Origin of the sequence: Pseudomonas sp. BNK-44-b (assembly GCF_047456245.1) — a bacterium.
GTDB classification, from domain to species: domain Bacteria; phylum Pseudomonadota; class Gammaproteobacteria; order Pseudomonadales; family Pseudomonadaceae; genus Aquipseudomonas; species Aquipseudomonas machongensis.
On sequence record NZ_CP179908.1, the window covers coordinates 1,866,915 to 1,879,149 of the forward strand.

Annotated in this window: 14 protein-coding genes and 3 tRNA genes; 13 read left to right on the forward strand and 4 right to left on the reverse strand. The window is 60.9% G+C overall.

The window, feature by feature from the left end:
- Positions 1-60 precede the first annotated feature (60 nt).
- Complete coding sequence (locus ACMGGG_RS08565) at positions 61-363, forward strand: hypothetical protein (protein ID WP_063544334.1); 303 nt, start codon at positions 61-63, stop codon at positions 361-363.
- A 3-nt stretch (positions 364-366) separates the two neighbouring features.
- Here ACMGGG_RS08565 and ACMGGG_RS08570 read toward each other — a convergent pair whose 3' ends face one another.
- Together ACMGGG_RS08570 and gcvA are read right to left on the reverse strand one after the other, a co-directional pair.
- Complete coding sequence (locus ACMGGG_RS08570) at positions 367-1,617, reverse strand: aspartate aminotransferase family protein (RefSeq protein WP_414155268.1); 1,251 nt, start codon at positions 1,615-1,617, stop codon at positions 367-369.
- Positions 1,618-1,727: 110 nt separating this feature from the next.
- On the reverse strand, positions 1,728-2,624 hold the full coding sequence (gcvA, locus tag ACMGGG_RS08575; protein WP_063544338.1) for a transcriptional regulator GcvA: 897 nt from the start codon (positions 2,622-2,624) through the stop codon (positions 1,728-1,730).
- 288 nt (positions 2,625-2,912) lie between these two features.
- Between gcvA and ACMGGG_RS08580 the strand changes: the two genes are divergently transcribed.
- The 12 genes from ACMGGG_RS08580 (at position 2,913) to ACMGGG_RS08635 (ending at position 10,807) form a co-directional block, all read left to right on the forward strand.
- Positions 2,913-4,298, forward strand: coding sequence for an amino acid permease (locus tag ACMGGG_RS08580; protein ID WP_112897967.1), 1,386 nt, complete (start codon positions 2,913-2,915; stop codon positions 4,296-4,298).
- 106 nt (positions 4,299-4,404) lie between these two features.
- Entirely contained in the window at positions 4,405-4,902 is a 498-nt protein-coding gene (locus ACMGGG_RS08585; protein ID WP_414155269.1) for a PaaI family thioesterase, read from the forward strand.
- A gap of 152 nt (positions 4,903-5,054) precedes the next feature.
- Complete coding sequence (locus ACMGGG_RS08590) at positions 5,055-5,750, forward strand: glutathione S-transferase N-terminal domain-containing protein (RefSeq protein ID WP_063546701.1); 696 nt, start codon at positions 5,055-5,057, stop codon at positions 5,748-5,750.
- Positions 5,751-5,895: 145 nt separating this feature from the next.
- Positions 5,896-6,294 (forward strand): DUF488 domain-containing protein, encoded by a 399-nt coding sequence (locus ACMGGG_RS08595; RefSeq protein ID WP_063544348.1) that lies wholly within the window; start codon positions 5,896-5,898, stop codon positions 6,292-6,294.
- A gap of 16 nt (positions 6,295-6,310) precedes the next feature.
- Entirely contained in the window at positions 6,311-6,760 is a 450-nt protein-coding gene (locus ACMGGG_RS08600; RefSeq protein ID WP_063546703.1) for a GNAT family N-acetyltransferase, read from the forward strand.
- A 143-nt stretch (positions 6,761-6,903) separates the two neighbouring features.
- Positions 6,904-7,293, forward strand: a complete 390-nt coding sequence (locus ACMGGG_RS08605) for a helix-turn-helix domain-containing protein (protein ID WP_054892717.1) — start codon at positions 6,904-6,906, stop codon at positions 7,291-7,293.
- Positions 7,294-7,356: 63 nt separating this feature from the next.
- On the forward strand, positions 7,357-7,995 hold the full coding sequence (gene uvrY / locus ACMGGG_RS08610) for a UvrY/SirA/GacA family response regulator transcription factor (protein WP_054892718.1): 639 nt from the start codon (positions 7,357-7,359) through the stop codon (positions 7,993-7,995).
- A 6-nt stretch (positions 7,996-8,001) separates the two neighbouring features.
- Positions 8,002-9,825: an excinuclease ABC subunit UvrC gene (gene uvrC, locus ACMGGG_RS08615; protein ID WP_414155270.1), complete on the forward strand. Its 1,824-nt coding sequence runs from the start codon at positions 8,002-8,004 to the stop codon at positions 9,823-9,825.
- A 33-nt stretch (positions 9,826-9,858) separates the two neighbouring features.
- A complete protein-coding gene (gene pgsA, locus ACMGGG_RS08620) occupies positions 9,859-10,419 on the forward strand; it encodes a CDP-diacylglycerol--glycerol-3-phosphate 3-phosphatidyltransferase (RefSeq protein WP_054892720.1) in 561 nt (186 codons plus the stop codon).
- Positions 10,420-10,483: 64 nt separating this feature from the next.
- Positions 10,484-10,559 (forward strand) — tRNA-Gly (locus ACMGGG_RS08625).
- A gap of 92 nt (positions 10,560-10,651) precedes the next feature.
- A tRNA-Glu gene (locus ACMGGG_RS08630) sits at positions 10,652-10,727 on the forward strand.
- Between the two features lie 4 nt (positions 10,728-10,731).
- Positions 10,732-10,807, forward strand: a tRNA-Gly gene (locus ACMGGG_RS08635).
- 182 nt (positions 10,808-10,989) lie between these two features.
- Here the strand turns inward: ACMGGG_RS08635 and ACMGGG_RS08640 are convergent.
- Both ACMGGG_RS08640 and ACMGGG_RS08645 read right to left on the reverse strand, forming a co-directional pair.
- Entirely contained in the window at positions 10,990-11,475 is a 486-nt protein-coding gene (locus ACMGGG_RS08640) for an autoinducer binding domain-containing protein (RefSeq protein WP_414155271.1), read from the reverse strand.
- A gap of 268 nt (positions 11,476-11,743) precedes the next feature.
- Complete coding sequence (locus tag ACMGGG_RS08645; RefSeq protein WP_414155272.1) at positions 11,744-12,232, reverse strand: DUF1097 domain-containing protein; 489 nt, start codon at positions 12,230-12,232, stop codon at positions 11,744-11,746.
- Between the last annotated feature and the right edge of the window lie 3 nt (positions 12,233-12,235).

Genomic DNA, 12,235 nt, shown 5'->3' on the forward strand with positions numbered 1-12,235 from the left:
TGCCGTACCCTGGCGGGCCCTGGCGACAGCTGCCACTCCATCTGATCGAGGTAACCCCGCTTGAGTACCAAGTACCCCTACATCGCCACTGTGACTGTCAGCGCCGAAGACCGTGGCGGGGACGCCGAGGCTTCGGAGAATCCAGGCATGCGCATCGGTCTCGAGGCGGTGACCGAAACGCTGAAGAAGGTGCATTTCGTCGGTACGCTCGCGGCTCCTGAAAAGTCGGCCACGCATATCTGTGTCACGCTTGAGAACGGCCTGACTTACTACGGCCCGATCGTCAACGGCCATGCCGAGCTCGAAGGCGGCTGGATCGCCTTCGAGTCCGACATGCTCACGCCAGAAGAACTGGGGCTCTGAGTCTCAGTCCAGTGCGGCCAGGCACTGTTCGAGAATATCCAGCCCGTCCTCGAGTACTTCGGCTTCGATGGTCAGCGGCGCCAGCAGGCGAATGATGTGGCGGGCCTTGCCACTGGGCATCAGCAGCAACCCATTGGCTCGTGCAGCGTCCATTACCTTGGCCAGTTGCGCAGGCGCCGGGCTGCCGTCGGGGTTGACGAACTCGATCCCTCGCATCGCGCCAACGCCGGTCAGGCGCCCCAGGTAACGGCACAGGCCACTGGCCTTCCAGTGTTCGAAGCGTCTCACGATGGCCTGCTCCTGGCGCTCGCCCCAGGTGGCAAGGTTCTCGTCGCTCATCTGCGCCAGGCTGGCCAGGGCCGCGGCACAGGCGATGGGGTTGCCTGAATAGGTGCCGCCAAGCCCGCCCTTGGGCAGGGCATCCAGCAGTTCACGTCGGCCGACCACTGCACCCAGCGGCATGCCGCCGGCGATGCTCTTGGCCAGTAACAGAAGATCCGGTTCGATGCTCAGGCGTGGGAAGGCGAAGCGCTGGCCGGTGCGTCCGAAACCGGACTGGATCTCGTCGATGATGATGAGAATGCCATGCTGGTCGCAGAAGCGGCGCAGGGCTTGGGCGAAGGTGGCGTCGAGCGCGAGGAAGCCGCCTTCGCCTTGCACCGGTTCGAGGATGAAGGCTGCGACATCCTCGACCGCGAGCTCGACGCTGAACAGCCGCTCCATGGCCTTGAGTGCCTGTTCGCAGGTCACGCCGGTATCGGCACTGGGGTAGGACAGGTGATAGACCGGCCCCGGCAGCTCACCCACGCGTTGCTTGTAGGGGGCGACCTTGCCGTTGAGGTTGAGGGTGGCCAGGGTGCGGCCATGGAAGCCGCCGTCGAAGGCGATGACCGCGCGCTTGCCGGTGGCGCCACGGGCCACCTTCAACGCGTTCTCCGCGGCTTCGGCGCCGCTGTTGGTGAGCATGCCGGCGAGCGGGTAGTTCACTGGAACGAACGCTCTCAGTTGCTCCATGAGGGCAAGATAAGGCGCATGGGGAGCCGCGTTGAAGGCGTAGTGGGTTAGGCGGGCGGCCTGGTGCTGAATGGCCTCGACCACTGCCGGGTTGCAGTGTCCCAGGTTGAGCACGCCGATACCGCCGACGAAGTCGATATAGCGCTTGCCGTCGGTATCCCATACTTCGGCGTTGCGGCCATGGGAAAGTGTGATCGGGTGAACGATGGCGATGGACTGGCTGATACTTTCCTGATTCATGGACGCACGGAACCTTGTTCGAATTTCTTATTATCCAAGCGCGATGAATGTGTGTTCGGCAAACGAATTATTCGATTGGGATCATTCCTTGGATTCTCGAAGTTCGACTTTTAACCCTCTTCAGCTGCCCGTTCCAGGATCCACTCCACGAAGGCCTTCACCTTGGGCACCTCGGCCGCATGCTCGGCATGGGCCATGAAGTGCCGGCCATTGCTCGCCACCGGATGATTCCACGGCACCACCAGCTTGCCTTCGCTCAGTTCCTCGGCCACCAGATAACGCGGAATCAGGGCAATTCCGCAGCCTGCGATGGCTGCGCGGATACACAGGTAGAAGGTGTCGAAGCGTGGTCCGTGGTAGCTGTTCTGGCTGTGCAGCCCCAGCCCAAGGAACCACTCGTGCCAGGCTTCGGGCCTCGATGCGCATTGCAGCAGACGGTGCTCGGTCAGCGACTGGGCACTGCCGAACGCATGTGCCTGCAACAGTTGTGGTGCGCACACCGGCACCACCTCCTCGCTGAACAGCTCCAGGCAGGTGGCGCCGGGCCAGGTGCCCTGGCCAAAGAAGAACGCGATATCGACCTTGGCCTGCACGAGGTCGAATGGCTCCAGTTCGTTACGCACGTCCAGGTGGATGCGCGGATGGCGTTCGCCGAAACCTTTGAGGTGTGGCACCAGCCAGCGCGCGCCGAAGGTGGGTTGGGTGGCGATGCGCAGGACTTCGGTCTCGTCGCCGTAGCTGAGGATGTAGCGGCTGGAGATGTCGATCTGGGTGAGGATCTTGTTCACTTCGGTGAGGTACAGCGCGCCTGCCGGGGTCAGGTGCAGGCGTCGGCGAATACGCTGGAACAGCGGGTGGGACAACATGTCCTCGAGCTGTGCGACCTGTTTGCTCACCGCGCTCTGGGTGAGGTGCAACTCCTGCGCCGCACGGGTAAAGCTCAGGTGGCGGGCGGCTGCCTCGAAGCATTGCAGGGCGGTGGTGGAGGGCATCAGGCGTTTGGACATGACAGGCGTTACCAGGCAGGAAAAATAAGAAATGCATTCCAAAACGGAATCATGTGTTTCTAAAAGGTCGTTTGTTGAGCCACGCCTATAGATTAATACTGACCTGGATCAACGATTACAACCCGATGGAGAGGCAAGAGAAAAAACACCCCTTACTCCAACTTCCTGTCCTGTGCGCAGTGACAGCGAAAACTGCACAACAACAAGAAACAACAGCACAGACCTACAACAAAATCTGCTCAGACTCATCGCCGCTTTTGCGGCGGCCGACCCATCAGAGGGTTCCCCATGGCATCGTCACAACAAAAGAAACAGCGTTCGCTGCAGCACGGCCTGACTTCGCGCCAGGTGTCCATGATTTCCATCGCAGGCATCATTGGTGCCGGCCTGTTCATCGGCTCCTCCAACGCCATCGCCACGGCAGGCCCGGCGATCCTCATTTCCTATGCCATGACCGGCCTGCTGGTGCTGCTGGTGATGCGCATGCTTGGCGAAATGGCCATCGCCAACCCCAACAGCGGTTCGTTTTCCACCTACGCCACCGAGGCCATCGGACCTTGGGCCGGTTTCACCATCGGCTGGCTGTACTGGTGGTTCTGGGTATTGATCATCCCGGTCGAGGCGATCGCTGGCGCCGATATCCTCCATGCCTATTTTCCCGATGTGCCGTCCTGGCTATTCGCCTTCCTGATCATGGTGCTGCTGTCGGGGACCAACCTGGTCAGCGTGAAGAACTTCGGCGCCTTCGAGTACTGGTTCGCGTTGATCAAGGTGGTCGCCATTCTCGCCTTCATCATCATCTGCAGCCTGGCACTGTTCGGCGTATGGCCGTTGGCCAAGGTCTCCGGCGTCAGCCAGCTGTGGGCCAACGGAGGCTTCATGCCCAATGGCTTTGGCACGGTGCTGGGGGGCGTGCTGATCACTATCTTCTCCTTCTTCGGTGCCGAGATCGTCACCATTGCCGCCGATGAAACCGCCAACCCCAAGGAGAAGATCCGTCGTGCCACCAACCTTGTGGTGTATCGCATCGCTATCTTCTACCTGGCGTCGATCTTCCTGGTGGTGTCGCTGGTAGCTTGGAACGATCCGGGGCTCAAGGCCGTGGGCTCGTTCCAGCGCGTCCTGGAGGTGCTCAATGTGCCGGGCGCCAAGCTGGTGGTCGATCTGGTGGTGTTGGTGGCGGTGACCAGTTGCATGAACTCCGGGCTCTACACGGCCTCGCGGATGCTCTATTCGTTGGGCGCTCGCGGTGAGGCGCCGAGCATGACCCGGCGTATTTCCGGGGCTGGTGTGCCGACCGTAGCAGTGATCCTTTCGACGCTGGCGGGTTTCGCCGGCTGCTTCGTCAACTACGTGTTCCCGGGCAAGGTATTCGGTTTCCTGTTGTCGACCACGGGGGCCATCGCCCTGCTGGTGTACCTGGTGATTGCTGTTTCGCAACTGCGCATGCGTGCGCGGGCTGAGCGTGAGGGGACGGAGCTTGCATTGAAGATGTGGTTGTTCCCATGGCTCACCTGGCTGGTGATCGGGACTATCGTACTGGTGCTGGGGTACATGCTGTTCAGCGATGCTTATCGCTACGAAACCCTGATGACGGCCGGGGTTACGGCGGTGATCCTGCTGATTTCCGTGACACGGCGGCGAGAGAGGGCTGGTCGGGTGCAAGTCGTTTGAGGCTTGCGCTCATCCGGTGTTGCCGCTGCAGGTGAGTGCACAAGGAAGGGGGGGAGCGCTACCATCCTCCCGCCATCCTTCCCATTCCAACAAGCACAGGAAGCGTATGAACGAGAAAGCACTCTCCCTCCAGCAACTGGCGGCGCCCGAAGGCTCCTGCTATGGCTGCGGTTGTTCCCACCCCAGTGGCCTGCATATCCAGAGCCACTGGGACAGCGACGGCGTGCACCTGCTGTGCCGGCACTCACCTGACAGCGACTTCATCGGCTGGCCCGGATTGGTCTACGGTGGCCTGCTGGCGATGCTGGTGGACTGCCATTCCAACTGGACCGCAATGGCCTACCATTACCGGGCCGAAGGGCGCGAGCCGGGCAGCTTGCCGCGTATTGACTGTGTCACCGGCACCCTCAGCCTGACCTACCTCAAACCTACGCCCATGGGTGTCGAGTTGCTGCTCAAGGCCAGGGTCGAAGGTGAGGTCGGGCGCAAGAGCCGAGTCATCTGTGAGGTCTGGGCCGGGGACGTGCTGACCGTCCGCGCCGATTCGGTGTTCGTGCGTGTCGACACCGAAAAGCTCAAGCGGCAGGCGCACGAGCGTAGCTGAACCCTAGGGGCGGGTAGCCATTCCTGCCACGCTATTGATCCAGCGACAAGTGGCGCACCCGTGTGGGGGCGTCACTTTCGATATCTGGAAGGCCATGGTCAAACCTTGACGTTGGTTCTAGAGTGATGATCCCTTCGCATTCGGAATCGACCATGACCGATCTGTCCGCTTTTCCCATCACACAGAAGTGGCCGGCGCAGCACCCCGAGCGCCTGCAACTCTACTCGCTGGCCACACCCAATGGCGTCAAGGTCTCGATCATGCTCGAAGAGATCGGCCTGCCCTATGAGGTACACAAGGTCAGCTTCGAGACCAACGATCAGCTGACACCCGAGTTCATCTCGCTCAGCGTCAACAACAAGATCCCTGCGATTCTCGATCCCGACGGTCCCGGCGGGCAGGCATTGCCGCTGTTCGAGTCAGGGGCGATCCTCCAGTACCTGGCGGAGAAGACTGGCCAGTTGCTCAGCCAGGACCCCGCGCAGCGCTATCAGACCTTGCAGTGGCTGATGTTCCAGATGGGCGGCATTGGGCCAATGTTCGGCCAGGTGGGGTTCTTCCATTTCTTCGCCGGCAAGGATTACGAGGACAAGCGTCCGCGTGATCGCTACGTCAACGAATCCAAGCGTCTGCTCGGTGTGCTCGATCGTCACCTGAAGGGCCGTGAGTGGATGGTCGATGAGTACAGCATCGCTGACATCGCCATTTTCCCCTGGGTGCGCAATCTGGTGGATCGCTACGACGCCCGTGATCTGGTGGGCTTCGAGGCGTTCAAGGAAGTGCAGCGAGTGCTGGCGAAATTCCTGGAACGTCCTGCGGTGCAGCGTGGGCTGAAAATTCCGGGTTGACTTGATCGAGGCCGCCCGCGCGGCCTCTTTTTTTGCCCCGGGCGAGGGTTGCGCAGCGGCTGTCTGTTGTTGATCGAATGGCTGTCGCGTGACCTTGGTCAATGTTAGTCGTAGGCTGAAGGTGAAAATAGCGCCGGAAAATTCGATGATCTGTTGCAAGCGCGTGTACCAATCGGTTTCGCCTGAGGACGGACAGCGCGTGCTGGTCGATCGCTTGTGGCCACGCAATATGCGCAAGGATGCCTTGCACGGGCAGTGGTTGCGCGACGTTGCACCGTCGGATGCGCTGCGCAGGGCGTTTCATGCCGGGGATATGGACTTTGCCGGTTTTTCCGAGCACTACCGTGCCGAACTGGCGGCCCATCCTGAGCATTGGTATCCGCTGTTGGATCTGGCGGCCAAGGGGACCCTGACCCTGTTGTTCGCAGGCAAGGATACTGCGCACAACAATGCCCGGGTGCTCGCCGACTGGCTGGAAGAAGAGCTCGAGCGAAGGGGGCCGGGCAGTTCACCGGTGTGTTATGCCCAGGAGCCAGGCGGATAGAGATGCTATGACTCAAATATCACTTGAACTCGTTCCGGCTACCGCAGGCTGTCGTACCTTCGCCCGCGATCTGACGCGGCGCGCCATGCTCCCGTACTACCGCGAGTTCGACCTGTTATGGATCGAAGAGGCATTTGACGAAGCTTGGAGCTGGCGCGAGCAGTGGCTGGTGAAGGCGGAAGAGCAAGTGCTGGGTTTCTGCAGCCTCAGTCAGGACCGCCAGGCTTTGTTCATTCGCGAACTGCATCTGCTGCCCGAGTACCGCGGGCACGGCGTTGGATCCTGGGTGCTGGGGCAGTTGGCCGGATGGGCAGCGCAACGTCGTTTGCCGTTACTGCGCCTGATGGTGTTCCGCAGTAACCCGGCCAGGCGACTCTACGCACGGTCGGGCTTTGTCGAAATAGGGGAGGACGACTGTTTCGTTCGTATGCAGCGCAATGTCATGGTCACGGGCGCGAGGTCTTGATGTCGGTACAGGTTTAGACAAGTGCCGTAATAGTAGCTTGTGTTGGTTGGATCCAATGTGCATAGTGCCAACTGGATTCGTGGCTATTCGCCTGGGGGCCGGACGCGCCCAGGGCTATCTGATCGAGAGAGGAAGGGAGTCGAATGAAAGGATTCGGTCTGCGTTTGAGGGAAGAGCGCGAGCGGTTGGGATTGACCCAGCGAGTGTTCGGCGACATCGGGGGTGTCGAGCCAAACGCCCAAGGCAAGTACGAAAGTGGGGAGCGCACGCCACGCATCGATTATCTGGCGGCGCTCGCCGCAAAGGGCGTCGATGCTGCGTACGTACTCAGCGGCCTGCGCACGCCAGCGCCATTGGAATGCCTCAGTGGCGATGAGAGCCGCGTGCTGGGTATGTTGCGACGGCTGACTTCAGCCGATCGGGCAGCGATCTGGCACCTGCTCGGGCGTCTGGCGGCAGATAACGAAAGCTACGAAAAGACTCGCCTGCGAAGGGCAGACCGCCAGGCATATGCCAATGACGCTTTGCGCTAGGTTCGTGATGAAATTTTTTGTTAAGGTGGCCGGATCCAATCGCCCCCATGACGAGGTGTCTGCTTGATTAGGGTACTTGTGGTCGATGATCACGATCTGGTGCGTACCGGTATCACGCGCATGCTGGCCGATATCGATGGGCTGCAAGTGGTCGGCGAGGCGGATTCGGGCGAAGCCGCCCTCAAGCTTGCCCGTGAGCTGAAACCTGACGTAGTCCTCATGGACGTCAAGATGCCCGGAATCGGTGGCCTGGAAGCCACGCGCAAATTGCTACGCAGTCACCCGGATACCAAAGTGGTCGCCGTCACCGTATGCGAGGAAGACCCGTTTCCCACGCGCTTGCTGCAGGCAGGCGCCGCAGGATACCTGACCAAGGGCGCGGGGCTCGACGAAATGGTCCAGGCTATCCGCCTGGCCTTCGCGGGGCAGCGCTACATCAGCCCGCAGATCGCCCAGCAGCTGGCGCTCAAATCGTTCCAGCCCCAGGGGTCACCGTTCGATGCGCTGTCGGAGCGGGAAATCCAGATTGCCCTGATGATTGTCGGCTGCCAGAAAGTGCAGATCATCTCAGACAAGTTGTGTCTGTCCCCCAAGACCGTCAATACTTACCGTTATCGGATCTTCGAAAAACTCTCGGTCACCAGCGACGTCGAACTGACATTGCTGGCCGTTCGCCACGGTATGGTTGACGCAAGCCTGTAATCCCCCATGTCCCAACTCTTTGATGCCAGCGCGTTCCTGGCGACCTGCAGCGGTCGCCCAGGCGTGTACCGGATGTTCGATGCCGAGTCCCGGCTGCTTTACGTAGGCAAGGCCAAGAACCTCAAGAAGCGTCTGGCCAGCTACTTCCGCAAGACTGGCCTGGCGCCGAAAACGGCCGCACTGGTGGGGCGCATCGCTCAGGTCGAAACCACCATTACCGCGAACGAGACCGAGGCGCTGCTGCTCGAGCAGACGCTGATCAAGGAGTGGCGTCCGCCCTACAACATTTTGTTGCGGGACGACAAATCCTACCCTTACGTCTTTCTTTCCGACGGCGATTTCCCACGCCTGGGCATACATCGTGGCGCGAAAAAAGCCAAGGGCCGCTACTTCGGCCCTTATCCCAGCGCCGGGGCGATCCGTGAAAGCCTGAGCCTGCTGCAGAAAGCCTTCTCGGTGCGTCAGTGCGAGGACAGTTATTACGCCAACCGCACCCGGCCGTGCCTGCAATACCAGATCAAGCGCTGCAAGGGGCCGTGCGTCGGCCTGGTCACGCCCGAGGAGTATGCCGAAGACGTACGGCATTCGGTGATGTTCCTCGAGGGGCGTAGCCAGCAGTTGGGCAACGAGCTCAACGCCGAGATGGAGCAGGCCGCCATGGCGCTGAATTTCGAGAAGGCCGCCGAGCTGCGCGATCAGATCGCCTTGTTGCGTCGCGTCCAGGACCAGCAGTACATGGAAGGCGGGTCCGGTGACGTCGATGTCGTCGCCGCCTTCGTCAACCCGGGCGGGGCCTGTGTGCACCTGATCAGCGTACGCAGCGGGCGCGTGCTGGGGAGCAAGAACTTCTTCCCGCAGGTGGGTATCGAGGAGGAGGTGTCCGAAGTGATGGCGGCCTTCCTTTCCCAGTACTACCTGGGCAACGCCGAGCGAGAGCTACCGGGGGAGCTGATCGTCAATGTGGTCCACGAGGACTTCCAAGCCATCACTGAAGCGGTACAGACTTTGCGCGGTCGCGACCTGGCCATCAGTCACCGAGTCCGAGGGACTCGGGCGCGCTGGCAGCAACTGGCCGTGACCAACGCCGAGCAGGCGCTCAACGCTCGTCTGGCCAACCGCCAGCACATGGCCGCACGTTTCGAGGCCTTGGCTCAGGTGCTCAACCTGCCGGAGGTGCCGCAGCGCCTGGAGTGCTACGACATCAGTCACTCCAGCGGCGAGGCTACGGTGGCCTCGTGCGTGGTGTTCGGCCCTGAAGGCCCGCTCAAGTCCGACTACCGCCGTTTCAACATCGAAGGTGTCACTGCCGGTGACGACTATGCTGCCATGCACCAGGCTCTGACTCGCCGTTTCGGGCGAATCAAGGACGGCGAGGGCAAGTTGCCCGATGTGTTGTTGGTCGACGGCGGCAAGGGACAGTTGAACATGGCCCGTGAAGTCATGCAGGAGCTGGCGCTGAGTGACCTCACCTTGCTCGGGGTGGCCAAGGGAGTGACCCGCAAGGCCGGCTTCGAGACGTTGTATCTCAACGATGTAGCCCACGAATTCACCCTCAAGGGCGACTCTCCGGCACTGCACCTGATTCAGCAGATTCGTGATGAGGCGCACCGTTTTGCCATCACTGGTCACCGCGCACGTCGCGGCAAGGCCCGCCGTACGTCCAGCCTCGAAGACGTCGCAGGGGTCGGACCGAAGCGCCGTCGAGACTTGCTGAAACATTTCGGCGGCCTGCAGGAGCTCAACCGCGCCAGTGTCGACGAGATTGCAAAGGCACCCGGCATCAGTAAAAAGCTTGCCGAGTCGATTTATGCGAGCCTGCATAGCGAGTAGAATGCCGGGTTCAACTCGCAGCCAGTCGTACCGATGAATATTCCAAATCTGCTCACCGTTCTACGCGTCCTGCTCATCCCGATCTTCATTCTGCTGTTCTACGTGCCTTATCACTGGAGTTACGTAGCCGCCAGCAGCGTGTTCGCCATCGCCGCCGCAACTGACTGGCTCGATGGCTATCTGGCCCGTCGTCTTCAGCAGAGCACGCCGTTCGGGGCGTTTCTGGATCCTGTCGCCGACAAACTGATGGTTGCCGTGGCGCTGGTACTGTTGGTGCAGGTGCACGCCAACTTCTGGCTGACGCTGCCCGCAGCGGTGATCATCGGGCGTGAAATCGTGGTATCGGCTCTGCGCGAGTGGATGGCCGAGCTGGGGGCGAGGGCGCATGTGGCGGTGTCGAACCTGGGCAAGTGGAAGACCGCCGCGCAGATGCTGGCGCTGGTCATCCTGCTGGGCAATCCGCCGGTGCTGACCTTCTGGGTCGCACTCGGTTACGGGCTGTTGCTGGTGGCCGCAGGCCTGACTTTGGTGTCGATGGTGCATTACCTGCTGGCGGCCTGGCCGCACCTGCGCGAAGGCTCCGAGCAGAAGTAAAACTTTTTTTGAATCAAGGGGTTGACCTTCCCTGGCAGTTCGCTAGAATGGCACCCATCACGACGCGGGAATAGCTCAGTTGGTAGAGCACGACCTTGCCAAGGTCGGGGTCGCGAGTTCGAGTCTCGTTTCCCGCTCCAATTTTCACGGTGCTGCCTGAGGCAGGGCTGTGAAATAAATCCAGTGCAAGCCGCAAGGCTTTATAGCTGGTGCGCTGAAAAGCGTTGGGTATGTCCCCTTCGTCTAGTGGCCTAGGACACCGCCCTTTCACGGCGGTAACAGGGGTTCGAGTCCCCTAGGGGACGCCATTTAGCGGGAATAGCTCAGTTGGTAGAGCACGACCTTGCCAAGGTCGGGGTCGCGAGTTCGAGTCTCGTTTCCCGCTCCAAATATCGATCTACAGAGTTCCATGGAAGTCTGTAGATACTTGAAAATAGACGCTTCGGCGTCTTTTTTCGTTTCAGTCAAAGCCACTCCCATCCATGAGCATCCGGACTTATTGAGTCCAGAAATTAGTCCATGAAATCCGGGCTTGCGCCGTCGCGCTCATCTCGCGTGTATGTGGGATGTTCAAACGCACCCGCGATTGGACTTGAGCGCTGCATCACTTTGCGCTGCCGTGCGGTGGAGGAATTCACCCAGCCAGAGCGCTGATGCTGCGTTCTGATAATGCTCTGTAGCAGACACGCTGACGTGAGGCCGCAACAGCGCCAGGCAGCTGTGGGCAACGCCTTCATGCAGAGGCTGTAGCCACCCGTGGCGAAGACCGAGGCGCTGGGCCTGGGCCCAGAGCGAGGGCGCTGTAGCAAAGGCCTTGGGCTCCCAGATCAACGGGATGTTTGAGCGCTGCAGGTGATGGGCTCGCAAATCCAGCGCGGCCTGAATAATCGCTTCCGAGCCCGTTACCAGATTGCCTGCGCTGACCGCATGGGTGCAGCTTGCAAAGCTGAAACGGTAGTAGCGAAACCCTAGCTCGCGCACCAGCGCGGGCAACGCTTCGAGTAGCGTCGGGAGGTGGCCCAGACGTTGCCAGTCCTCCGCTGTTCGGTTGAGCATCGAACCTCCTTGTGGTGTCGCTCCTGATTGACGCTACTGCAGGGCGGCGGGTGGAAGCGCTGCCCGAATTCCGAGTAATTTTTCAACTATAGAGTGGGAGATATATACGACTAAATAAACATAGCGTTTACTTCCATTTTTTCATTTTTTTGGGTAGCACATTCCGTGCATAAACCAACGGCCTTTGTTAGGCCTAGTTCGGCAATCGCCTCGTCCGCCGGCCCGCGAACAGAACACCACGCGCTCTGCCTCTGGCTCCCGGGCCAAGTCAGGCCACGAAGATCTTGCGTGGGCTGTAGTGCGAGATCCAGCCTGCCAGCGAACCGAGGGTGCTGGCGCCGGCCATGTGCGCCAGGCTCTCCAGCGACGGCTCAAGGTGTGCGGCGAACCAGGCCACCAGGCCCAGGAAGTAGCACAGCAGATTGTTCATCACCGGCAGGCCGCGCAGGCTGACCACGATGACTGCCACCAGGAACACCACTATCGGGATCGCCAGCAATGCGCCGACGCTCGGCGCGAGCAGGCCCACGCCTGCTGCCGCCAACGCGCCGAAGACCAGGCCGAGCCAGACGCAGCCCAGGTTCTCCAATGTCGAGCGGGTGGTCAGGCCGCGGGTGAAGAAAGCGATCCAGCCGATGAACATGGCCCAGACCGGCACTTGCATGGCGAGGGCTGTGGCGGAGGCTGCGGCGGCGGTGACCGCTGCGACCAGGGTGACGGTCAGGTAGTGGCTGCGGGAAACGGGAAGGTTGCTCATCGT

Excerpts from the sequence above, each read along its gene's own strand:
- ACMGGG_RS08570 (WP_414155268.1), bottom strand. The coding sequence starts at position 1,617 with ATGAATCAGGAAAGTATCAGCCAGTCCATCGCCATCGTTCACCCGATC.
- gcvA (WP_063544338.1), bottom strand. The coding sequence starts at position 2,624 with ATGTCCAAACGCCTGATGCCCTCCACCACCGCCCTGCAATGCTTCGAG.
- ACMGGG_RS08580 (WP_112897967.1), top strand. The coding sequence starts at position 2,913 with ATGGCATCGTCACAACAAAAGAAACAGCGTTCGCTGCAGCACGGCCTG.
- ACMGGG_RS08585 (WP_414155269.1), top strand. The coding sequence starts at position 4,405 with ATGAACGAGAAAGCACTCTCCCTCCAGCAACTGGCGGCGCCCGAAGGC.
- ACMGGG_RS08590 (WP_063546701.1), top strand. The coding sequence starts at position 5,055 with ATGACCGATCTGTCCGCTTTTCCCATCACACAGAAGTGGCCGGCGCAG.
- ACMGGG_RS08595 (WP_063544348.1), top strand. The coding sequence starts at position 5,896 with ATGATCTGTTGCAAGCGCGTGTACCAATCGGTTTCGCCTGAGGACGGA.
- ACMGGG_RS08605 (WP_054892717.1), top strand. The coding sequence starts at position 6,904 with ATGAAAGGATTCGGTCTGCGTTTGAGGGAAGAGCGCGAGCGGTTGGGA.
- uvrC (WP_414155270.1), top strand. The coding sequence starts at position 8,002 with ATGTCCCAACTCTTTGATGCCAGCGCGTTCCTGGCGACCTGCAGCGGT.
- pgsA (WP_054892720.1), top strand. The coding sequence starts at position 9,859 with ATGAATATTCCAAATCTGCTCACCGTTCTACGCGTCCTGCTCATCCCG.
- ACMGGG_RS08640 (WP_414155271.1), bottom strand. The coding sequence starts at position 11,475 with ATGCTCAACCGAACAGCGGAGGACTGGCAACGTCTGGGCCACCTCCCG.
- ACMGGG_RS08645 (WP_414155272.1), bottom strand. The coding sequence starts at position 12,232 with ATGAGCAACCTTCCCGTTTCCCGCAGCCACTACCTGACCGTCACCCTG.